This is a genomic window from Planctobacterium sp. AWM4_229, assembly GCF_056160305.1.
In genome coordinates this window covers 69,873-91,402 of record NZ_JBSWWX010000003.1, presented here as the reverse complement: position 1 = coordinate 91,402, position 21,530 = coordinate 69,873, and the positions used below count along the sequence as shown (strand labels likewise).

Here is a 21,530-nt window from a genome sequence, read left to right as displayed (position 1 = left end):
TTACTTGCGTGCTTGCATAAGTTCAATGAAGTGGTCGAATAATGGCGCGGCATCATGCGGTCCCGGACTCGCTTCAGGGTGTCCCTGAAAACCAAACGCGGCTTTGTCTTTGCGATGAATGCCTTGCATTGAACCATCAAATAAAGAGGTATGAGTGACTTCCAGATTCTCTGGCAAGTTGTTTTCAGAAATGGCAAAACCGTGGTTCTGGCTGGTGATCATCACCACACCACGTTTGTGATCTTTAACCGGATGGTTAGCACCGTGATGGCCAAATTTCATTTTTTCAGTGCTGGCGCCTGAGGCCAACCCCAAAAGCTGGTGACCCAAACAAATACCAAACACAGGAATATCCGTGTTTAAGATCTCTTTGATGGCTTCGATAGCATAATCACAAGGCTCAGGGTCACCCGGTCCGTTTGACAAAAATACACCATCTGGATTTAAAGCCAGCACATCTGCCGCGGGAGTTTGCGCTGGTACTACGGTCAATTTACAACCGCGAGACACTAACATTCGTAAAATATTGCGCTTTACACCAAAATCATAAGCAACTACGTGAAAGTCGGGGTTTTCTTTTAGATTAGAATGGCCTTGACCAAGCTCCCAAACACCCTCATTCCACTCATACTTTTCTTTAGCTGATACGACTTTGGCAAGGTCCATGCCCTTGAGTCCCGGAAATTCTTGCGCTAACTGCAGAGCTTTGCTCTCATCCAGCTCAGCTCCAGTGATAATGCAACCGTTTTGCGCGCCTTTATCCCGTAAAATTCGCGTTAAACGACGAGTATCAATATCTGCGATACCCAATACATTTCGGGCTTTCAGGTAATCAGACAAAGACTGCTCACTGCGAAAGTTGCTGGTCACCAAAGGCAAGTCTCTGATAATGAGTCCTTTAGCCCAAATTTGTTCGGATTCTTCATCTTCACTATTCACACCGGTATTGCCAATGTGAGGATAGGTTAAGGTCACGATTTGTTCCGCGTAGGAGGGATCGGTAAGAATTTCCTGATATCCTGTCATGGAAGTATTGAATACCACTTCCCCAACTGAAATACCCTCGGCTCCAAAAGCAGTGCCTTTAAACACTGAGCCGTCTGCTAGTACTAGTAGCGCTGAATGCGTCAAAATGACCTCCCCAAATGCGGTAATATTAACGTAGCCAGTCTGCCAAACACCCATAAAAAACGGGCTGTTTCTAAGTTAAATGCGTTAACTTATCTACATCCCGTTTTTCTGGCTAAACTGATATTTTTTCGAGTCCAAAAGTAGGTTCTACCTAAATTTGTGGCAAATTCCGCGCATTGTAGACTAAGCGACCTGCTTGGTCCATCTTTTATTTAATTAATTACCTTTTCGGGCAGTTAAATTCATTTTTCTGCCCAAACGGTCAAAAACTACATTTTATTTACTTTTAAGAATCTCGATATCGGCATCCAAACTAAAACCGAGATTGCCTGCTTTAGTAACACCGCGATTAACCACTCAATTCATTACGCGAAAGTGTTTTCGCTGTTTTCAAAAAAATGGTTCCTTAAACCGAACTACCAACTTTGTATTCCAAACCAGAATCATTCTATAAATAAGCTTACTACTTACCACGTAACCCATTGTAATTATTGACTTATTAATCAGTAATAATGAATTTTGACAAGTCCTTAATCCCTTATAGAATTCAAGGCAAAATAATGACTACTTTTTGAATAACGAAGCCAAAACTCAATGAGCAACAATTTCCAACGACTTTCTGCCGTCTTGTTAACTGCATTTTCAATGCAAGTTATTTCCTCCGAGCTCGATTCAGGAATACAAACCAAAAATATAATTTGCTCTGGCAAAGCTCACCCCATAAGTCATATTCAAGGCAACTCTGGAGCCTCTCCTTTTATCGGAAAAATCGTGGAAGTGGAAGCGGTTGTTACAGCTGATTTCCAGGAAGCTCTACAGGGGTTTTATCTGCAATCGTCCCCGGCCAGGGAAGACGGTGACCCTGAAACTTCTGAAGGCATATTCGTTTACACCGCCGACACCGAAGCAAAGGTTGCACCGGGCAACCTCATTAGATTCAGTGCAACCGTTGAAGAGCATGAAGGTCTCACAAGATTAAAGACACCTTCGGAAATAACCGTGTGTGCGCATTCCGTTTCGTTACCAGAGCCAGTTCAACTTCAGCTGCCCTTTACTAAAGAGCCAGAACACCTGGAAGGTATGCTTGTTACCTTTAACGAGATGACAGTAAATGACGTTTATCATCTTGGTCGATTTGGCACTATTACGCTGGCCAATGGCCGACGTTTTATTCCTACCCAAGTAGCCTCCCCCGGTGACGCCGCGCGCGCGCATGCGGCTAGCAATAACTTGAATAAAATTTTATTAGATGACGGTTCGGATAAACAAAACCCTGAGTTTATACCCTACCCTGCTACAGGACTCTCGGCGCAAAACACCTTGCGTGTTGGCGACAAATTAAGCCTTGAAGCCGGTGTCATGCATTACGCTTCCAATAACTACCGTATACATCCTGTATCGCAAGCCAAGGTGCTCAAAACCAACCCTCGCCCGGAAATGCCTGAATTAACAAGCCAAGGTAATCTAAAGGTTGCCAGTTTCAACGTTTTGAACTATTTCACCACCATGGATAAACGTGGAGCAGACAATAAAAAGGAGTTTACCCGTCAGCAAACCAAAACCATAGCCGCTCTGTCTGCACTTGATGCCGATGTTATCGGATTAATGGAAGTAGAAAATAATGGCTTCACGGAACATGGCGCACTCGCTAATCTCGTAGCGGCGCTGAATAAAACAGATTCGGCGCAAAATTGGCGATTTGTTAAACCGACAGTAAAACAAATCGGCACAGATTCCATTATGGTGGCGATTATCTATCGCCAATCGGTTGTCACCCCCGTTAACGCCGCAGCTATTCTGGATAGTAACAACTCCAAAAAAGATGCCAAGGGCAAACCACTGTACTTAGATAACAAAAATCGACCAACTTTGGCACAAGAATTCCAACACCAGGAATCGGGCGAGCATTTTGTGGTTTCAGTAAGCCATTTAAAATCAAAAGGCTCTAATTGTAATGACTTAGGCGATCCTAACCTGCAAGACGGACAAGGCAATTGCAATCTGACACGCACACGCGCAGCTATGGCCATTGCTCACTGGTTAAACACTGAATTTAAAGAGAAAGCGATTATTTCCATTGGCGACCTAAATGCCTACGCGAAAGAGGATCCTTTAACGGCGTTATCCGAGGGTGGTTTCATAGAGCTGTTTGAACACCTGGAAAAGGAAAACGCTTATAGCTATGTATTTGCCGGTCAATCAGGCCAATTAGATCATGCCCTTGCCAACAAAATAATGTTAAACAAAGTATTAGATGTTACCGAGTGGCACATCAATACCGATGAACCTATTATTCTGGACTATAACATGGAGCATAAATCTGAAGCGCAAATGCAAGACTATTACAACGCGGATCCGTACCGTTCTTCTGATCACGACCCGGTGGTTATTGCCTTGCAAATGGGCGGGAAAGAATAAGAAATAGAATTGAGAAGGGTAACTTGCAAACGTAAGTTACCCTAAACGCTAGCGGACCATATTCTCTGTGGGTCCGACCTCCATGTAGCCTCTATCTTGTGGCATCCCCTATCTTTTTGCATACCCTATCTCTTCGCGTACCCTATCTTTTCGCGTACATGATGCCGAAAAAGTGAATCGAAATTAGCCACCAGATAGCTTCTCGCAATCGCAAATGAATACTGTGGAACGCTGGGAAAGTATTGTAAAAGCCCTCTTTATCAGGGGCTAACTCAATACCATACACAGTTAGCGGAATTTCATAGTGGTTTATCATCGCGATTCCCGTTGCCACAAGGGACAGGATACAGGTATAGAGCGCAATATGAGTTATTTGAATAAAACGCTGATGCCAGATGGATTTTGGTTGTACCCGGTTAAGCTTAGTCTCACTGAAGTAAGAATAAACAATGCGGCCAATAGTCAGAACAACCAGGATAATCCCCATAATTGCATGGGTTTCTACCGCATCCTGACGATGCAATAGTTGCCCTTTCACATCCCAATCAACATGGTGTAGTTGAGTGGACAGATTCATCAACATAAACAGCAGCACAAGCGCCGATATCCAATGTAATACTCTGTCTACAATATAAATTTTTGATGTCATCCTTGAATTCCTGTGGAAGTTAAATCTTGTAAATTAGTTGAGCCCCAATACATCTTGCATATCATATTGGCCCGCAGGTTTGCCTCTTAACCACTTTGCAGCTCTGACCGCACCTTTAGCGAACGTTAAACGGCTGGATGCCCTATGAGTCAGTTCAATGCGTTCGCCCAGCTCGGCGAACATCGCCGTGTGCTCACCCACAATGTCACCGGCGCGAATAGTGGCAAAGCCAATGGTGTTTGGATCTCGCTCACCAGTATCCCCTTCTCTGCCATACACGGCACACTTATCCAAATCTCGACCTAACTCGTCTGCTATCACCTCTCCGATGGCAACCGCTGTGCCAGAAGGTGCATCTTTTTTAAAGCGATGATGGGCTTCCCAAATTTCTATATCCGCGGTATTCCCCATCACCCTTGCCGTTTGACGCACGAGATTAAACAATAAGTTCACGCCAATACTCATATTGGCAGCAAAAACGATGGGGATGGATTTGGCGCCCTCAGTAATCAAGGACTTTTGTTGTGCATTTAATCCTGTGGTTCCGATAACCAATGGGACGTTATGCTCCACGCACAAGCTAATGTTGGCTTGCAGGGCTTCGGGCAAGGTAAAATCAATCATCACATCCACAGGCACGGTATTCGTATCGGATGTGGTTACAACACCTTGTTTCGGTGTTCCCGCGAGTTCGCCAATATCAAAACCTTGCCATTTGGAACCGGCTCTGACGTGAGCGTACTGTAATTGTATGTCATCCTCTTGCAAATGCGCCTCGATTAAGGCTCTGCCCATTCGACCATTTGCTCCAAAAATACCGCTTTTCACCAAACTCAAGGTTTTTATCTCTGTCAATAAATTGTGGGGTGATACTAGCGTTTTGATGTTGGATTTACCATATACACAGGATAACAAAATGATATAGCATCAAACCGCTTAAGCTTGCTCTGAATTCGGGTAAACTAAAACCACTTGCGTTGAAATTGAGAATGGTATGCAAAGCGAAAATAAAAATACCGGATTAGTGTGGGATCTCCCTGTAAGGTTATTCCATTGGTTACTGGTATTAACCATTGCGGCCCAGTGGTATACCGGTGAGCAAGGCGATACCTGGCTAGAGTGGCATATTTACATTGGCTATTTCACACTTGGACTTATCTTGTTCCGGGTAGCTTGGGGATTTTGTGGTACCCGCTATGCCTTGTTTAGCGAGTTTTTGGTGTCTCCTGTTAAGGCACTCAAGTCTTTAAGGCAAGATGCCTCCCAATTCACAGGTCACACGCCACTGGGTGGCTACATGGCCATATTGCTGATAATAGTCATATTCCTGCAAGCCCTGAGTGGCCTGTTTACCAGCGATGAGATTTTCACTGATGGTCCATGGCGCAGTACAATAAGTGGCGATTATCAAGAGCTGGCTGACTGGGCACATGGAAATCTGTTTACTGTGATACAAGTCGCCGTCGCTTTACATATTGCCGCCGCGTTTTATTATCTGCTATTCAAAAAACAGAACCTAATCCGCTCCATGCTGGATGGTAAAAAGCCCATCAGCCAACAACAAAGCATCAGCTCTTCCAGACTTTGGTTAGCGCTGGTTGTGCTTTGTGTGGTAACGGCAGTAGTAGTGAGCGTGGCTTATTTTGCCCCTGAAGTAGCGGTGGATGATTATTTTTAAACTTACAGTAACGCTTATAATGATTGGGGTTACTGACATTGCTGTCGTAAAACTGTCGTCACTTATGCGTGTTAAATACGTACTAGTTTCGTAAAAAATTCCAGAGAGATGGTGAACAATGCTGCGGTCTCTTAACACCACGAGATTGAAATGAAAATCAATGCAAAGTTAGTTTTAGCACTACGAACAAAAAAGTGCTGGTCACAAGAAGAACTTGCGCTGGCATCAGGTTTGAATTTGCGCACGATACAGCGAATAGAAAAAGAAGCAACGGCATCGCTGCAATCTAAAAAGGCGCTGGCTTCTGCACTTGAAGTAAGTTTCGATGATCTCGACTATGAGGAAGTAGTAAAAATGAAAAAATACGAAACTAAAACCCTGGAAATTGAAACTAATGAAGGCTTTTTAGCCGGGATCAAAAAGGCAAAACGCCCCGACTTTTCGGAAATTTTAAACAAGGAAGGGGAAAACGGTTGGAAACTAGTACAAATCCTCACTCCGGAACTAACCCAAGGAGTATGGACGGGTAAAACAGGAAACTTATTGGCAATTTTACAGCGTGAGTATACCGACTAACGCTTATTAAAATAGCCATTATCACATTCAAATAAAAAAGGCTGATTATAAATAATCAGCCTTTTCCAATTATGGGTCGTATTAATCCGCTTTAAAGTCGTCGTGGCAACCTTTGCATGTTCTGCCAACGCCACCGATAGCCGCGCGGAACTTTGATTCATCTCCAGCTTTAGCCACTGCCTGAAGATTTTGCGCGGCAGAGGTTAATGCCGCCACTTTTTCAGAAAATGCCTCTGGCTGTTCCCAGATTTTATCCAGCGCTTCGGTATCAAGCTTATATTTGCGGGTATCCGTCGCCATATAATCTTCAATCATCAGGCTCAACTGTTCGATACGCATACCATTTTTTTCCATCACCGCAGTATCAAAAGGCGCATTGCCTTTAGCCATGGCACCTAGCGCGCCCATGTTACTGCGAATCAATTGAAATAGAGATTGTCTGAATTTAAGCGCCGCCCTGGCTTCTTTTTGCGAATCAGCTTCATCTTGCGCCACTGCCGTTGTTGCCAGTAGTGCTGCAGAAACCATAAGAACCAAAAGTTTTTTCATAGTAGAGCCTGTATTAAGTGTTCTGATTTTATCCCGATTGAGGACATCTGGTTATTATGCGTCTATTAAAAACTGTAGCAGTAATTAAATAAAGTGCTTAAAAGCAAAAACCCGCTAAAAAGCGGGTTTTTTAGAGGAATGAAACAAATCAACCTTTAAGCAGATTACCCTTTAAGATCGTCAAAGAACTGCTTCACGCTGTCAAAAAAGCCTTTCTCTTTCGGGCGATGTCTTTCTTTCTCAGAATCCATCGTGGAGTCAAACTCCTTTAACAACTCAATCTGACGGCTGTTAAGATTAACCGGTGTTTCTACCAGTACCTTACACATCAAATCGCCTACAGCGCCACTGCGAACAGATTTAACGCCTTTGCCACGCAAGCGGAACATCTTACCTGTTTGAGTCTCTGCCGGGATCTTCAGCTTAACCTGACCATCCAAAGTCGGTACTTCCAATTCTCCGCCCAATGCCGCCATGGTAAAGCTCAGCGGTACTTCGCAGTACAGGTTATTTTCGTCCCGCACGAATATCTCGTGATCACGGACATTAACCTGTACATATAAATCACCAGGAGGTGCGCCCGCTTCTCCAGCTTCACCTTCACCTGATAAACGTATACGGTCACCGGTATCAACACCTGCGGGGATCTTAACCGATAGCGTCTTGGTTTCTTCTACGCGCCCATGACCATGACACTTGCGGCAAGGATCAGAGATGATTTTGCCTTTACCAGAACAGGTTGGACAGGTTTGCTGAACAGCAAAAAAGCCCTGACGCATTTGTACCTGACCGTTACCATGACAGGTAGGACAGGTAGTAGGCGAAGTGCCTTTTTTAGCACCTGAGCCATCACACTCATCACAACCCACCAAGGTCGGCACTTTAATCTCTACAGATTTACCGCGCACCGCCTCTTCTAAGGTCATTTCCAGGTTGTAGCGCAAGTCTGCACCTTGTCTGGCACGACGACGACCACCGCCACCGCGACCACCACCGAAGATATCACCGAACACATCACCAAAAATATCACCGAAGTCAGCAGCACCAGCGCCTGCGCCACGATTTGGATCAACACCTGCATGACCAAACTGATCATAAGCAGCGCGCTTTTCTTTATCGTTTAGAATTTCATAGGCTTCCTGGATTTCTTTGAACTTTTCTTCCAGTTCTTTATCACCCGAGGTGCGGTCTGGGTGATATTTCATCGCCAGACGTTTATAAGCCTTTTTAATCTCGCGTTCTTCGGCGCCTTTGCTGACACCGAGTACTTCGTAATAATCTCTTTTTGACATGGAGATAATATTTCCCGTCGTTAACCTTATTTCAGAAACATAAGCGGAGCTTAGCTCCTGATTTCATACCCTGTTTACACAAACAAGGGCGCAGTCCAAGACGCGCCCGTGTTTCAGCCAGTGGCATTTCCTGGGAAATGCCGACTCAAGCCTTATTTTTTGTCGTCTTTAACTTCTTCGAATTCAGCATCGACAACGTCGTCTTGTGGCTTGCCACCAGACGCTTGCTCACCTTCTGCACCAGCAGCTTGTGCCGCCTGGGCAGCTTGAGCTGCTTCCATCAATTTCGCAGAAGCTTGAATAAGCTCTTGCGTTTTAGCTTCGATTTCTGCTTTGTCTTCACCCTTAGCAGCCGTTTCCAGTGCAGTCAGTGCGGTTTCAATGGCAGATTTGTCTTCCGCGCTCAGCGCATCACCAGATTCTTCAAGTTGCTTCTTAGTACCGTGGATCATGGCGTCAGCTTGGTTACGCGCTGATACAAGTTCTTCGAACTTCTTATCTTCTGCCGCGTTATCTTCCGCATCGCGTACCATTTTTTCCACTTCGTCGTCACTCAAACCAGAAGAAGCCTGAATGGTGATCTTCTGCTCTTTACCTGTGTCTTTATCTTTCGCAGACACATGTAAGATACCGTCAGCATCAATATCGAAAGTTACTTCGATTTGCGGTACACCGCGCTGTGCCGGACGAATACCTTCCAGGTTAAACTGACCCAGCGACTTGTTACCAGCAGCTTGCTTACGCTCACCCTGCAATACGTGAACCGTTACTGCAGCCTGGTTATCGTCTGCCGTTGAGAAGGTTTGCGATTTCTTAGTCGGGATAGTGGTGTTTTTCTCGATAAGCGGTGTCATCACACCACCCATAGTTTCGATACCTAAAGACAATGGTGTTACGTCAAGTAACAAAACGTCTTTCACGTCACCGGCTAATACACCACCTTGAATCGCAGCACCAACAGCAACCGCTTCATCAGGGTTAACGTCTTTACGCGCTTCTTTGCCAAAAAATTCAGTAACATACTTCTGAACCAAAGGCATACGTGTTTGACCACCCACCAAAATAATGTCGTGGATATCAGATACTGAAAGGTCTGCATCAGCAAGAGCTTGCTTAACAGGGTCAAGTGATTTCTTAACCATGTCTTCAACCAAAGACTCTAGCTTGGCACGAGTTACTTTGATCACTAAGTGCTTAGGACCAGAAGCATCTGCTGTAATGTATGGCAAGTTAACTTCGGTTTGCTGTGCTGAAGACAGTTCAATCTTGGCTTTTTCACCGGCCTCTTTCAGACGCTGCATCGCTAGCGGATCTTTACGCAAGTCGATACCTTGATCTTTATTAAATTCCTCTACCAAGTAAGTAATTACGCGGTTATCGAAATCTTCACCACCCAAGTGAGTGTCACCGTTAGTAGCCAATACTTCAAAGGTGTGCTCGCCTTCGACTTCATCGATTTCGATGATAGAGATATCGAACGTACCACCACCTAAGTCGTAAACGGCAACGATGTTATCGCCCTTTTTCTTGTCCATACCGTAAGCCAGCGCCGCAGCAGTTGGCTCGTTGATGATACGTTTAACTTCTAAACCCGCGATACGGCCCGCATCTTTAGTGGCCTGACGCTGAGAGTCGTTGAAGTAAGCAGGAACCGTAATTACCGCACCAGTAACTGGCTCACCTAGGTAATCTTCAGCAGTTTTCTTCATCTTTTTCAGCACTTCAGCAGAAACCTGCGGTGGTGCCATTTTTTCGCCTTTAGCAGCAACCCAGGCATCGCCGTTGTCTGCTTTTACGATTTCGTAAGGCATGATGTCGATGTCACGCTGTACTTCTTTGTCTTCAAAGCGACGACCAATCAAACGCTTGATAGCAAATAGAGTATTTTGCGGGTTAGTTACCGCCTGACGCTTAGCAGGCTGGCCTACCAAGGTTTCACCATCTTGTGTATAAGCGATAATCGAGGGAGTTGTACGATCCCCTTCTGCATTTTCGATGACTTTGGCTTTGTCGCCGTCCAGTACTGCAACACACGAGTTTGTTGTACCTAAGTCAATACCAATGATCTTACCCATTAGAATGTCTCCAACTAAAATTCTTTAAAACTGTTTTTTTAATAGGGCTGCTAAGTTGTTTTTCAATAAAGCAATACCCAGTTTTTTGCATTTTTTTTACGCTTCGGTGTTTACACCTTCAGCGGCAGCACGGGAAACAGCCACCATGGCAGGACGCACTAAGCGGCCATTGAGCTGATAACCTTTTTGCATTACGGCAATAACCGTGTTTGGCGCAACGTCAGCAGATTCCTGCATTGACATGGCCTGGTGCAATTCTGGATTAAAAGGTTGTCCTTGCGGATCAACCACTTCCAGGCCGAACTTTTCAACCGTTGCTACGAACGATTTGTGAGTTAGCTCTACCCCTTCCAGAATTGGCTTAATTTCATCGCTGGCATTATCTGATGCCACTAGTGCGCGCTCCAGATTGTCAATGACTGGCAAAAGCTCACTAACAAAACGCTCAAGTGCAAACTTTTTCGCTTTGTCTACTTCGCCTTCAGCACGACGACGTGCGTTATCGGCCTCTGCTCTGGCACGTAACACCGAATCTTGCTGTTCAACAACCGTGGCTTGCGCTTTGGCCAGTTCAGCTTCCAGCTCAGCAATGCGCTGTTGCTCAATGGTTTCTAATACGGCATCCACCGTTTCGCCTTGAGGTATTTCCTGAGATTCATTTTCAACCACTTCTGGCTGCGTCTCTTCAGGATTTACTGCTTTGTCATTTTGAACGTCGTTACTCATGATGTTGCAATCCGAAAATGTATGAAAATTGAATTACGGAGCTAGATGGGGATGGAACCTGCTGATTCAAGTTACAATTTGTCATATTTTTAATTTAATTTTAATGTTGCCTGTCTCCGGGCAATTCTCTTGTCGTTTTTGAGTCGTTTGGTGTATAACAGAGCCGTATCGAGTCAATAATCAGAGCCAGCTATATGCCCCCAATGTTCGAAACCGTTGGTCTTATCGGCAAACCTAATCATTCAGGTGCCAGCGAGAGTTTGCGAATTCTATACAACTTTCTGATTGCACAAGGCTGTCAGGTGCTCGTAGAAGAACGCGTTGCCAACGAAGAACTGGAACAAGAAAAGTTAGAAATTCGCGACTTGGTGTCTATTGGCAAAGAGGCGCAACTGGCTATCGTGGTAGGCGGTGACGGCAATATGTTAGGCGCAGCCCGAGTGTTATCCCGCTTTGACGTAGCGGTAGTGGGTGTTAACCGAGGTAATCTCGGTTTTCTGACGGATATCGCACCCGATGACATTGAGCGCCAAATGAAGGCTATTTTCGCCGGCAAGTTTAATAGCGAAGAACGCTTCTTACTAGAAGTGGAAGTACATCGGCATGGTGAAGTCAAAAGTAGTAATTCGGCAATTAATGAGGCAGTGCTGCACCATACAAAAGTCGCGCACATGATGGAATTCGAATTATACGTCGATGATATGTTCGTATTCAGTCAGCGCTCTGACGGCGTTATCGTGGCCACTCCCACAGGCTCCACAGCCTACTCACTCTCGGGTGGGGGCCCTATCCTCACCCCAAACCTGGATGCCTTGGCGATAGTGCCCATGTTCCCTCATACCCTCAGTAGCAGACCTATCGTAGTGGATGCCAATAGCGAGATCGTGTTAAAAGTCTCTAATGACAATACCGAAAATCTGCAGGTCAGTTGCGATAGCCATGTCATGCTGGCAGTCGTACCCGGTGATGATATCCTGATCCGCAAAAACCCCAGCCCACTGCATCTGATCCACCCCAAAGGTTACAGCTACTTTAATGTCTTGCGCACCAAGCTTAACTGGGGCAGTAAACTTTATTAGTACAAAAAATTGCTAAGAATACTAGACAGCAGCAAAAACATGTATATATTTACAGCTATCTGTATATCTATACATGGTTTTATTTATGCTTATCCAACTGTCTGTTAAAAATTTCGCTATCGTCAAATCACTGGATATTGAACTCAAACAAGGTATGACCGCCATCACGGGCGAAACCGGCGCGGGTAAATCTATCGCCATCGATGCGTTGGGCTTGTGCCTGGGTGAACGCGCCGAAGGCAACAGTGTGCGCAAAGGAGCAAAAAAAGCCGAAATTACAGCCTGTTTCAATGTTAAGCACAATCCCCGTTGTCAGCAATGGTTAGCAGAGCATGATCTAGAAGACGGTGAAGATACCTGCATTTTACGCCGTGTTATCTCCAGTGAAGGCCGCTCGAAAGCCTACATCAATGGCAGTCCTGTGCCACTGCAGCAGTTAAAGGAACTAGGCCCCAAACTGGTGGCGATTCACGGCCAGCATGCCCACCAGGCGTTACTCAAACCTGATGCACAAAGGGCCCTGCTGGACAGCGACGAGCTAATCCAAAAACAACTGACCGAGTTGAAAGCTTTGGTAACCCGCCACAATGATGCCCAAAAAGAGCTGGATCAACTACAGCAAATGAAACAGCGCAATGAAGACAGAAAGAACTTGCTGTCTTATCAGCTGACTGAATTGGATGAATTTGGTTTACTGGACAACGAGTTCGACTCACTGGAGAGTGAGTTTCGCAAGATGAGCCACAGCCAGTCGTTGCTGGAAGATTCGCAAATCAGTTACCACGAATTGTGCGAGTCAGAACAAGGCAACGCCGCTGCAATTATATCTCGTTGCCTTGAGCGCATTACCGATCTTGTAGAGCACGATGATAGCCTTAAGCCAGTGCAGTTAATGCTTAAAGAAGCGCAAATTAATATTGATGAAGCGGGTGTTGAACTGGCTAACTATGTGGATTGTCTGGAAATCGACCCACTTAAAATGCAGCAAACCGAATTGCGCTATTCTCGCGCTATAGAACTCGCTAGAAAGCACCTGGTGCAACCTGAAAACCTGGTTCAGTATCATCAGGAGCTGAAGCAAGAATATCAGTCGCTGTTCGATTCGGATCACAAAAGTGAATCACTGGAAGAAGAGCTGCAAGCCATTAAAGCGCAATATCAAACATTGGCAGATAAGCTACACAGTACCCGCTGCAAAGTGGCTAAACGATTGCAAAAAGCCGTAGCATTAGAAATTAAAAAGATGAATATGCCCGACGCAGAATTTGAAATCGCGGTAAACGATTGCCACCGCGACAAAATCAACAGCAAAGGCCATGACCTGGTCGAGTTTTTATTGTGCAGTAATAAAGGCATGAACCTGGAAAAACTGGAAAAAGCCGCCTCGGGTGGCGAACTATCTCGCATTGGACTGGCGCTGCAGGTGTTGGGCAATAAAACCCATGCGGTACCAACCCTCATATTTGATGAGGTGGATACCGGCATTAGCGGTGGCACAGCATCTGTAGTGGGTGATTTATTAAAAACCTTGGGTGAACACGAAACTCAGGTATTTTGTGTTACTCACTTACCACAAGTAGCGGCGAAAGCTCAAAATCAGATGTTAGTAACCAAGTTTTCGGATGGTAAAACCACCGAAACCCACATGACACCGCTGGACGAAGGTAAGCGCATTGAAGAGCTGGCTCGACTGCTGGCAGGCGACAGTCTGACCGAATCCGCTATTGCCAATGCCAAAGCGTTATTGCAGCAATGATCTCAGCAAAGCACGTTAACCCCCTGAATACTAAACAAAACACCATGGATATTACCGATATCCATGGTGTTTTTTACAATTAATCGCTTCCCTTGCGGAACAATTGAGTTGATGTCGTTGTCATTAATCAGTAGGATTCACAGCGGTTTCCAATCAGGAATAAGTTTCCATTTAAGGAATAAGAAGTAAGCATGAAGTCAAAATTGAAGCTCATCGTCGCATTAGTTTTAGCCACTAGTATCGCTGGATGCTCTAGCTGGATTTATCGTATCGATGTTGGCCAGGGAAATTACGTTATTCAGGATGATGTTGATAAGCTTCGTATCGGTATGACAAAAGAACAGGTGCATTTTGTACTTGGCGAACCGGTACTGAGAGACAGCTTCGACGAAAACATTTATTACTATGTTTACAAGCTTAAACGCGGAATGAGTTCTCGTGGTGAAGACTTCCGCAAAGATCTGATCTTACATTTCGACGGCGATAAACTCACTAAAATGAGTGGTGATTTCGAGCAACCTGAAGAGTTCAATACGCCGTTAGATATTTAACTATTCAGCACTGCTGCGCTGGCCTATCAGTGCCTGAACAAGCTAGCGCGGCCTTGCTCTTCCTCCGGTAACCTTATCTGCCCGACCTTCTTCCTTGGCTTTTTCGGCTCTGCGTCGTCTGGCTTCTTTAGGATCAGCAATCAACGGGCGATAGATCTCAATGCGATCACCATCGCGGATTTCATCTTGCAATTTACAAGTGCGATTCCAGATACCCACAGCATTTTTAGTCAAATCTATCTCAGGATAACGTTCCAGCATACCCGACTGTTCAATTACCGACTCAACCGTGGAGCCCTCCACTACCATTAAATCCAGCAAAGTTTGTTTTTCTGGTAATGCAAATACCACTTCGACTTTTGCTGTTGCTTCTGCCGCGTTGTTTTCGCCACTTACAGACTCAGTCACGGTAAACCTCCTTTGCTCTATCGGTGAAGGCTTTCACCATATTATTGGCGAGGCTACTGAAAACCTTTCCAAATGCTAGTTGCGCCAGCGAATTACTGAACTCAAAGTCGAGATCTAATTCTATCTTGCAGGCGTTTTCTTCCAACTCAATAAAGCGCCATCCCCCCGTAAGCGTTTTAAAGGGGCCTTCCTGCAAATTCATGGTAATTGCAGCGTTATTTACCAGTTCATTGCGAGTAGTAAACCACTGCCTGACTCCCGCTTTGGACACCAGGAGCGACGCCACCATCAATGACTCGTGTTGCTCGATAATGCGAGCATCTTCACAACCGGGTAAAAATTGGGGGTACTGGCTAACATCATTTACCAAGTTAAACATTTTCGCAGCACTGAAAGGCACCAGGGCACTGCGGTGAACAGCTGGCATCGGGACGCATATCCTTGTTGTTATTAGTTTTGAAACCGGAAAATTGTAACACGATAGTTTACATTTCTCGTTATAAACTAGAAGACAATTTTTTGTGACTGCGTATAATACGCGGCCATGAAAAAAAAGCAGAACAAATCCAATACTACTGGCACCATTGCGCTAAACAAGCGTGCCAAACACGACTTTTTCCTTGAAGAAAAGTTCGAGGCTGGCCTGTCCCTGCAAGGCTGGGAAATAAAAAGTATCCGCGCTGGTAAGGTCAATCTAACCGACGTGTATGTGCATGTTAAAGATGGTCAGGCAGAGTTATTAAACTGTCGAATCACACCGCTGGAATCGGCATCATCTCATGTTATCTGTGATCCTGTGCGTCCTAAAAAACTCCTGTTACATCGCCGTGAACTTAACCGATTAATTGGTAGTGTTGAGCGCCAAAACTATACAATCGTTGCATCAGCAATGTATTGGAAAAAGTGCTGGGTTAAAGTGGAAATTCACCTGGCCAAGGGTAAACAGTCTCACGACAAGCGCGACTCTATTAAAGATAGAGATTGGGCCCGTCAAAAAGAGCGGATGATGAAACACAAAGCCTGATGTGGGCTATTTGCAGTCCCCCGGATTTGTGTTAATCTCCCTGCCCCTTTCGTTGAGGGCTGTGGTTAAAGCCACTAAATCAATGGAACCTGGGTTGAAAACCTCGAACAGCGTTGCTATGTATTAATTACAGGCAAGTGTTCTACACCAGTTTTTTAACTATAAGCCGATACAGGGTTATAGAGAACGAATTGGGGCAGATTAGGGTGAGCACCGCTCGAAAATTGCGAATACCTGGAGCAATTTTAGGGGCGAACGCCAAACAAGTGGACGTCTGGCCGGAACGGCTCACCAGGGATGGTTTAAACAACCTTAGTCTCCCTTAAAAAGATTGGGGCAGATTAGGATTCGACGGGATACACGAAACCCAAGGTGCATGTCGAGGGGCGGTTGGCCTCGTAAAAAGCCGCAAAAAAATAGTCGCAAACGACGAAAACTACGCACTAGCAGCTTAATAACCTGCATAGGCCCTCCCACTTCAGCCGTTGTCTTTTCGTGAAGGCTCGGGAGGTCATACTAAAAGACTAGCGAGGGAACCTCGTCTGAGGGTGAACCGCGAAATCGTATCAGACCAGCCACGAGAAATCCTGTTTGTCGGAGTTCAACTGGTTAAATAAAAGACAAACTAAACATGTAGGACCGAGGATGTAGGTATTGCGGACGGGGGTTCAAATCCCCCCTGCTCCACCAAACAAAAAATAGCCACCCGAAGGGTGGCTTTTTTGTTTGTGGTATCGAGGGATTTTAAGCCCCGGAGGGGGTTCACAAAATCGTAGGGAACGATTTTGAACGTCGCTTGCGACGGCCCGAAGGGCGAAATACATGGACGTATTTCGTAAATCCCCAACGACTAACAATCTAGCGCTAATCTCTATTCAACGAACCTGAGTAACTGCATTTCCTCTCAAGCTGTAATGGCTTGAGGTTTTTTTATTGGTGGAGCGGGAATGACCCGCGCAGGGGGTTCACAAATTTGTCTGGAACAAATTTGGACATCCGAAGGATGGTCCGCAGGACAAAGTACAGGGAAGTACTTTGCAAATCCCCCCCGTTGTCTCAATTTTGCCCCCAGCAAGGTGAATAGGAAATTTAATATTTATTTTTATTGCGAAGGATAATAACCTTTATTAGCAAATTAATTCACACAACCTATCCCTTTGGTAATTTTATTGCACTTGTCAATATACAACTTTAACTTATAGATATTGAACTAACATTGGGAGTAAAATGATTCCCGGATAATTATCGAACAGCGATTGGTTAAAGCAAAAAGTTTGAGGGAACCATACGTTAGTACCGAAGAAAGACTGCTCTTGAGAGAAGTTCCTGATTCTGAAAACTATATGCCCACTTCTTTCTCATTAACAATCGCAGCATATGAAAAGTCGAAAAGGAATGGACAAAGAAAGCTCCTCACAATCTCAAAACGAATTTTTAAGAAAAACTCAAAGTATTATTCAACTGGTATTCTCTCTAAGTTTTTGGACTGGTGTTATTCTGGCTTGTTCAGCTTCTATCCCAAGTACAAAATTTTTTCTTGATACTTTACATGACTCTTCCATGAAAGAATCTAAAACCAAATATGATATTTCTTTAGCGAGAGTAGAGGCAGAAGTAGCTAACAAAGAACTTGAACTTAAAAGGCAAAATTGGGAGTACGCAAAACTAGATGAAAAATTTAAGGAAGTCGAACGCTCATACAAACTAATCAAGGAAAAGCACTCTAATGCTATCCAACTGCATTATAGTTACTGTAAAGATCAAGTAAGGCGAATTGAAATTTCTAGTACGGCATATGAAAGAATTAGGCAAATCATGACATATGACTACGCTCAATCACCAATTGAGTATGCTTTGTACAATGTTTTTCTCGAAGCTAATAAATGCATTAATCGATTTGAAGGCTAACTAATAATTCAAGCTAGGAGGCATTCATGGACGAAACTACATCAAACAAAATATTCGATCTTGAGCCATATGTAGAAAGAGAAATCTCAGATGGTAAATGTGTAATTTTAATGCCTCAAGGTGGCGTATTTGACGAAGGCAATTACGAAGAGTCCACTTTTTTCGAGGAAGGATTTGTAACCTTTGCTCATCAAAATTCCATAATTAATTTAGAGAAAATATTAAAGGGGTATAAAAGGAACCGTTCAAACTCAATAGCACATGTTAGTTCTGCATTTACACAATTTTCTGAGGAGGTTGTGCTTTTGCATTCTTTAGCCATCTTCTCTTGCGAATCAAATGAGGTTGCATCGATTAACAATGCGTTTGACGTTAAACGAGTTATTGAAAAAGCATCAGAAAAGGTATTCAACGCATTAAATCCCATACGCTTAATGTTTTGCCAATTGGGTAATACTGAAGGTCTTCCACATCTACCTGGAAACTGGTTTAGGTCAAGTGGATATAAGGGGCTTGTTATAATACATCCTAACAAATCTCTAGATTATTATGCATGTAATACCACCGAAGATTTTAGCACACACTCAATCGGAATCGGATTAACATCATACGATTCCCACAGGGTGGCTATGCACCCTTACTTATATCCTATGTACATTAGTGGCGAGTCAGAAGTCGCAAAAATGATACAACACAGTCTGAAAATGTATAATCGTGCATTGTATGCAAACAGTGACACATTAATGTACATAAATCTGATGGCCTTGTTTGAGTACCTTGGAACAGGAAACGAGTTTAAGCCTTTTGCAAAAGTTCGCAAGAAGTTGCAAGCACATTTAGCATCCTCTATAGACGAGTACGAAAAGCTTGGTGAAATGTTTCAGTTACTCACAAGTAAAAAAATAAATGGCGTAAATATAGGTTATCGTACAAGAATAATTCATGAAGGAGCATTTTTGGAGGACCTAATTGAAAGTAGTCAAGAAAGACATGCCCTTTTCATGACTCTGTCTAAATACATAAAAAAAATAATTGATGGGATGTGTCAACACTCAGATGAATCTTTTGAAGAGCTTCAAAATCATCGAAGAGACATGGTTAAAAGAATATTTAGTTAGAACAAGTTAGACCCTGTAACAGATTCTCCTCTTATTCCGCTCCTTTACTTTGTTCTGGCTGAGACTTTATCTGACGGTGACCCGCTTTTCAGGTGTCGCTGTCAGACTGGCTTAGAACTAAATTCTTCCTTAAGCCAATTTCTAGCCCTTCCCAAAAACTTTTAAACCATGCTATGTTACTCATCACACTCGGCGATATTAATTTTTACCATTAAGGGAACAGGAAGATGAAAAAGTATGTCGTTTTATTGTTGCTTACTGCACTCGTATCTGGATTAGCATTTGCACAGCAGGAGACTAACGAACCAAAGGACAATTCAGAGGAGCGAATTGAAGTACTTGGCCAGAGGACTCCTACCCATTACTACAAGGCGATGAGAAGAGCTGAGATAGATTTGTATGCTCAGGTCAACAAGATGCTTACCAATGACAAATACAAAATCAGCTGTGAAAGAGAAACCTATAGCGTGGCGAGAAATGCGACTCGGTTGAAGAAAAAATATTGTCTGCCCAAATTTGTCAGAGAGCGCATGGGAGAAGAAACGCGCAAAGCATTAGAGGATGGTGTTGAGCCCCCTACCCTTGAGCAAGTTGAATTGATGGTAGCTGATGAGCAAGAAGAAGCTCTCAATGCTGTTGCTAAAGTGATTGAAGAAAACCCCAAACTACTTGAATTGCTTATAAAATATCACACCTCTGCCGCCAACTATGAGAATGTCAAAGCCCAATATGCTTCGGATGAAGACTAGTTAATTAATCAATTGCAGAGCAGGTATGTAATCAACCTGCTCTCCTGAAGTTTCTCAAACCGTGCTAAGTTGCTCTTAAGTTGAGCAATGTGAATTTTTTCCTATGAGGGAACGGAAATGAAAAAACATAGCCTGTTAATGATTGTAGCTTTGTTTTCCAGTGGATTAGCGATTGGACAACAACAAAACTCCACAAAAGAAGATTACGGTGAGCGTATAGAAGTGCGCGGCAAAAAAACGCCCATGTACTTTTACTCTGCAATGCAACAGGCAGAAATTGATCTTTATGATCAAGTTAATAAACAACTAAAAGATGACAAGTATAAAGTAAGTTGCCAAAGAGAGAGCCTGATTGGCACCAACTTGAAACAAAAGCAGTGCCTGCCCAACTTTGTTAGGGCTCGCATGGCCTTCGAAACCCAAAAAGCCCGTGAAAGTGGCGGGCCCCCTCTCACCTTAGAACAAGTGGAAGCCCTGGTTGGCAAAGAGCGTCAGGAAGCAATGAATGCCGTTGCCAAAGTAATCGAAAGCGATCCAAAACTACTTGAACTACTGGTGAAATACCATACCTCAGTCGCCAACTATGAAAAAATCAAAGCGCAATATACTTCGGATGAGAACGAGTGACATACATGTGAAATGTAAGGCCATTCTTTGTTGTTGAGCTGCACACTTGCCAAATATTTTTATTGTATTATGCTTTTTACAACAACTTTAGGATTTATTTTTAACCACCAAGGAAATGAAAATGAAAAAACATGTTGTTTTGTTGTTACTGGGGGCACTTACCTCCAATTTAGCTTTTGCCCAGCTCGGAAGTACTGAACCTGTTGTGGATTTTGGTGAAAACATTGAAATACAAGGCAAAAAGTCACCAGCCCACTATTTCGATGCAATGAGACATGCTGAGATCAGTCTTTATGACCAGGTTAATATGCAAATAGATGATTATAAATTTAAAGTGAGCTGTCGCAGAGAGAGCCAGATCAACACCAACCTAAAGTTCAAGAACTGCTTACCAAACTTCCTCAGAGAGAGAATGGCCTATGAACACCGCGTAGCCAGAGACGCTGATATTGCACCGCCCTCTTTAGAACTGGTGGAATTTATGGTCGCTGATGAGCAAGAGGAAGCACTCAATGCCGTGGCCAAAGTAATCGAAGGGAATCCAAAACTACTTGAATTGCTGGTGAAATACCAAAGTTCTGTCGCGGCCTGGGAAAAGTCAAAAGCAGAAGAAGTTGCTGCGCGCAACTAAGTATTTCTTCATAGGCCGAGGGATTGTATCCCACAAGCAGTAACTAAACGGTCAATAGCTATTGTGGCTGGCTTAAGCCAGCCACATCGCCTTGCACTAAAAATCCAGCGATATCTTTACGCGCCAGGTCTTTGAGTTCCAAAGCTAGATTATTATCCACTTGAAAATCAATAAGTAACCAGTGGTCTTGAGGCTTGTAAAACTGGAATTCAACCCTGACAGGAGATTCCTGATGGAGCAACAAATAACTGAGGTGTTTAAACCTCTCTCCCACTTGATGTGTACCCAATAACTCCTGACCATAATAGAGTCCAAGTGCTTCAGTGGCCTCCCGTAGCATAGCCTGCTTCGAAATAATAACGCCATCGTTACTATTGTCTTTTCTGTCTCGGTTAAAAAAATACAGTTGCTCTACCGCTCTGTTTTTCCTTTCTGCCTGATACAGTTTAAAAAATTGCTCCACCGGAGTGTGATAATCAGTGGCTAAGATGGGCGAACTTATCAAAAACAAAGTCAAAACCAAAAGTCTCATTTTTTGTCCTTCGTTGAATTGGGAACTATTCAAACCATAAATTAAGCAGCTGA

22 protein-coding genes and 1 other RNA gene are annotated in these 21,530 nt (G+C 44.0%); 13 read left to right on the top strand and 10 right to left on the bottom strand.

The genetic code is table 11. From position 1 onward, the window contains the following. Window positions 1–1,131, bottom strand: a complete 1,131-nt coding sequence (gene carA, locus ACXAGP_RS06705) for a glutamine-hydrolyzing carbamoyl-phosphate synthase small subunit (protein ID WP_475260357.1) — start codon at window positions 1,129–1,131, stop codon at window positions 1–3. 594 nt (window positions 1,132–1,725) lie between these two features. Here carA and ACXAGP_RS06700 point away from each other — a divergent pair. Next, window positions 1,726–3,549 (top strand): ExeM/NucH family extracellular endonuclease, encoded by a 1,824-nt coding sequence (locus tag ACXAGP_RS06700; RefSeq protein WP_475260356.1) that lies wholly within the window; start codon window positions 1,726–1,728, stop codon window positions 3,547–3,549. A 142-nt stretch (window positions 3,550–3,691) separates the two neighbouring features. Here ACXAGP_RS06700 and ACXAGP_RS06695 read toward each other — a convergent pair whose 3' ends face one another. Together ACXAGP_RS06695 and dapB are read right to left on the bottom strand one after the other, a co-directional pair. After that, on the bottom strand, window positions 3,692–4,198 hold the full coding sequence (locus tag ACXAGP_RS06695; RefSeq protein ID WP_475260355.1) for a cytochrome b/b6 domain-containing protein: 507 nt from the start codon (window positions 4,196–4,198) through the stop codon (window positions 3,692–3,694). A 33-nt stretch (window positions 4,199–4,231) separates the two neighbouring features. Further along, window positions 4,232–5,029, bottom strand: coding sequence for a 4-hydroxy-tetrahydrodipicolinate reductase (gene dapB / locus ACXAGP_RS06690; protein WP_475260942.1), 798 nt, complete (start codon window positions 5,027–5,029; stop codon window positions 4,232–4,234). A gap of 163 nt (window positions 5,030–5,192) precedes the next feature. Here dapB and ACXAGP_RS06685 point away from each other — a divergent pair, with 163 nt between their 5' ends. Together ACXAGP_RS06685 and ACXAGP_RS06680 are read left to right on the top strand one after the other, a co-directional pair. Beyond that, entirely contained in the window at window positions 5,193–5,876 is a 684-nt protein-coding gene (locus ACXAGP_RS06685; RefSeq protein WP_475260354.1) for a cytochrome b/b6 domain-containing protein, read from the top strand. 150 nt (window positions 5,877–6,026) lie between these two features. Then, complete coding sequence (locus ACXAGP_RS06680) at window positions 6,027–6,452, top strand: DUF4177 domain-containing protein (RefSeq protein ID WP_475260353.1); 426 nt, start codon at window positions 6,027–6,029, stop codon at window positions 6,450–6,452. An 81-nt stretch (window positions 6,453–6,533) separates the two neighbouring features. Here ACXAGP_RS06680 and ACXAGP_RS06675 read toward each other — a convergent pair whose 3' ends face one another. The 4 genes from ACXAGP_RS06675 to grpE form a co-directional block, all read right to left on the bottom strand. Beyond that, window positions 6,534–7,001 (bottom strand): c-type cytochrome, encoded by a 468-nt coding sequence (locus tag ACXAGP_RS06675; RefSeq protein WP_475260352.1) that lies wholly within the window; start codon window positions 6,999–7,001, stop codon window positions 6,534–6,536. 164 nt (window positions 7,002–7,165) lie between these two features. Next, window positions 7,166–8,293: a molecular chaperone DnaJ gene (gene dnaJ, locus ACXAGP_RS06670; RefSeq protein ID WP_475260350.1), complete on the bottom strand. Its 1,128-nt coding sequence runs from the start codon at window positions 8,291–8,293 to the stop codon at window positions 7,166–7,168. Between the two features lie 152 nt (window positions 8,294–8,445). After that, window positions 8,446–10,368 carry a molecular chaperone DnaK gene (dnaK, locus tag ACXAGP_RS06665; RefSeq protein WP_475260349.1) on the bottom strand — a complete coding sequence of 641 codons (1,923 nt, stop codon included), beginning with the start codon at window positions 10,366–10,368 and terminating at the stop codon, window positions 8,446–8,448. Between the two features lie 96 nt (window positions 10,369–10,464). Then, window positions 10,465–11,094: a nucleotide exchange factor GrpE gene (gene grpE, locus ACXAGP_RS06660; protein WP_475260348.1), complete on the bottom strand. Its 630-nt coding sequence runs from the start codon at window positions 11,092–11,094 to the stop codon at window positions 10,465–10,467. A 194-nt stretch (window positions 11,095–11,288) separates the two neighbouring features. On the opposite strand from grpE, the gene nadK reads away from it, so the two are divergent. The 3 genes from nadK to ACXAGP_RS06645 all read left to right on the top strand — a co-directional run bounded on the left by nadK (window position 11,289) and on the right by ACXAGP_RS06645 (window position 14,480). Then, window positions 11,289–12,173, top strand: coding sequence for an NAD(+) kinase (gene nadK / locus ACXAGP_RS06655; RefSeq protein WP_475260347.1), 885 nt, complete (start codon window positions 11,289–11,291; stop codon window positions 12,171–12,173). An 85-nt stretch (window positions 12,174–12,258) separates the two neighbouring features. Next, on the top strand, window positions 12,259–13,929 hold the full coding sequence (gene recN / locus ACXAGP_RS06650) for a DNA repair protein RecN (RefSeq protein ID WP_475260346.1): 1,671 nt from the start codon (window positions 12,259–12,261) through the stop codon (window positions 13,927–13,929). 191 nt (window positions 13,930–14,120) lie between these two features. Continuing rightward, the gene (locus tag ACXAGP_RS06645; protein WP_338292059.1) at window positions 14,121–14,480 is read left to right on the top strand and encodes an outer membrane protein assembly factor BamE; all 360 of its coding nucleotides are present in this window, start codon (window positions 14,121–14,123) and stop codon (window positions 14,478–14,480) included. A 42-nt stretch (window positions 14,481–14,522) separates the two neighbouring features. On the opposite strand, the gene ACXAGP_RS06640 is transcribed toward ACXAGP_RS06645, so the two are convergent. Then, entirely contained in the window at window positions 14,523–14,888 is a 366-nt protein-coding gene (locus ACXAGP_RS06640) for an RnfH family protein (RefSeq protein ID WP_475260345.1), read from the bottom strand. Continuing rightward, the gene (locus ACXAGP_RS06635) at window positions 14,881–15,315 is read right to left on the bottom strand and encodes a type II toxin-antitoxin system RatA family toxin (protein WP_475260343.1); all 435 of its coding nucleotides are present in this window, start codon (window positions 15,313–15,315) and stop codon (window positions 14,881–14,883) included. Before ACXAGP_RS06635 ends, ACXAGP_RS06640 begins: the two co-directional genes overlap by 8 nt. Before the next feature lie 117 nt (window positions 15,316–15,432). Here ACXAGP_RS06635 and smpB point away from each other — a divergent pair, with 117 nt between their 5' ends. The 7 genes from smpB to ACXAGP_RS06600 all read left to right on the top strand — a co-directional run bounded on the left by smpB (window position 15,433) and on the right by ACXAGP_RS06600 (window position 20,945). Continuing rightward, window positions 15,433–15,912, top strand: a complete 480-nt coding sequence (smpB, locus tag ACXAGP_RS06630) for an SsrA-binding protein SmpB (protein WP_475260342.1) — start codon at window positions 15,433–15,435, stop codon at window positions 15,910–15,912. A gap of 333 nt (window positions 15,913–16,245) precedes the next feature. Further along, window positions 16,246–16,602, top strand: a transfer-messenger RNA (tmRNA) gene (ssrA, locus tag ACXAGP_RS06625). Window positions 16,603–17,307: 705 nt separating this feature from the next. Next, window positions 17,308–17,820: a hypothetical protein gene (locus ACXAGP_RS06620; protein WP_475260341.1), complete on the top strand. Its 513-nt coding sequence runs from the start codon at window positions 17,308–17,310 to the stop codon at window positions 17,818–17,820. Window positions 17,821–17,846: 26 nt separating this feature from the next. Next, on the top strand, window positions 17,847–18,938 hold the full coding sequence (locus tag ACXAGP_RS06615) for a hypothetical protein (RefSeq protein ID WP_475260340.1): 1,092 nt from the start codon (window positions 17,847–17,849) through the stop codon (window positions 18,936–18,938). Between the two features lie 227 nt (window positions 18,939–19,165). Continuing rightward, the gene (locus ACXAGP_RS06610; protein ID WP_475260339.1) at window positions 19,166–19,687 is read left to right on the top strand and encodes a hypothetical protein; all 522 of its coding nucleotides are present in this window, start codon (window positions 19,166–19,168) and stop codon (window positions 19,685–19,687) included. Between the two features lie 117 nt (window positions 19,688–19,804). Beyond that, entirely contained in the window at window positions 19,805–20,314 is a 510-nt protein-coding gene (locus ACXAGP_RS06605) for a hypothetical protein (RefSeq protein ID WP_475260338.1), read from the top strand. 121 nt (window positions 20,315–20,435) lie between these two features. Next, window positions 20,436–20,945: a hypothetical protein gene (locus ACXAGP_RS06600; protein WP_475260336.1), complete on the top strand. Its 510-nt coding sequence runs from the start codon at window positions 20,436–20,438 to the stop codon at window positions 20,943–20,945. A 58-nt stretch (window positions 20,946–21,003) separates the two neighbouring features. On the opposite strand, the gene ACXAGP_RS06595 is transcribed toward ACXAGP_RS06600, so the two are convergent. Continuing rightward, window positions 21,004–21,477: a hypothetical protein gene (locus ACXAGP_RS06595; protein WP_475260335.1), complete on the bottom strand. Its 474-nt coding sequence runs from the start codon at window positions 21,475–21,477 to the stop codon at window positions 21,004–21,006. Window positions 21,478–21,530: the final 53 nt, after the last annotated feature.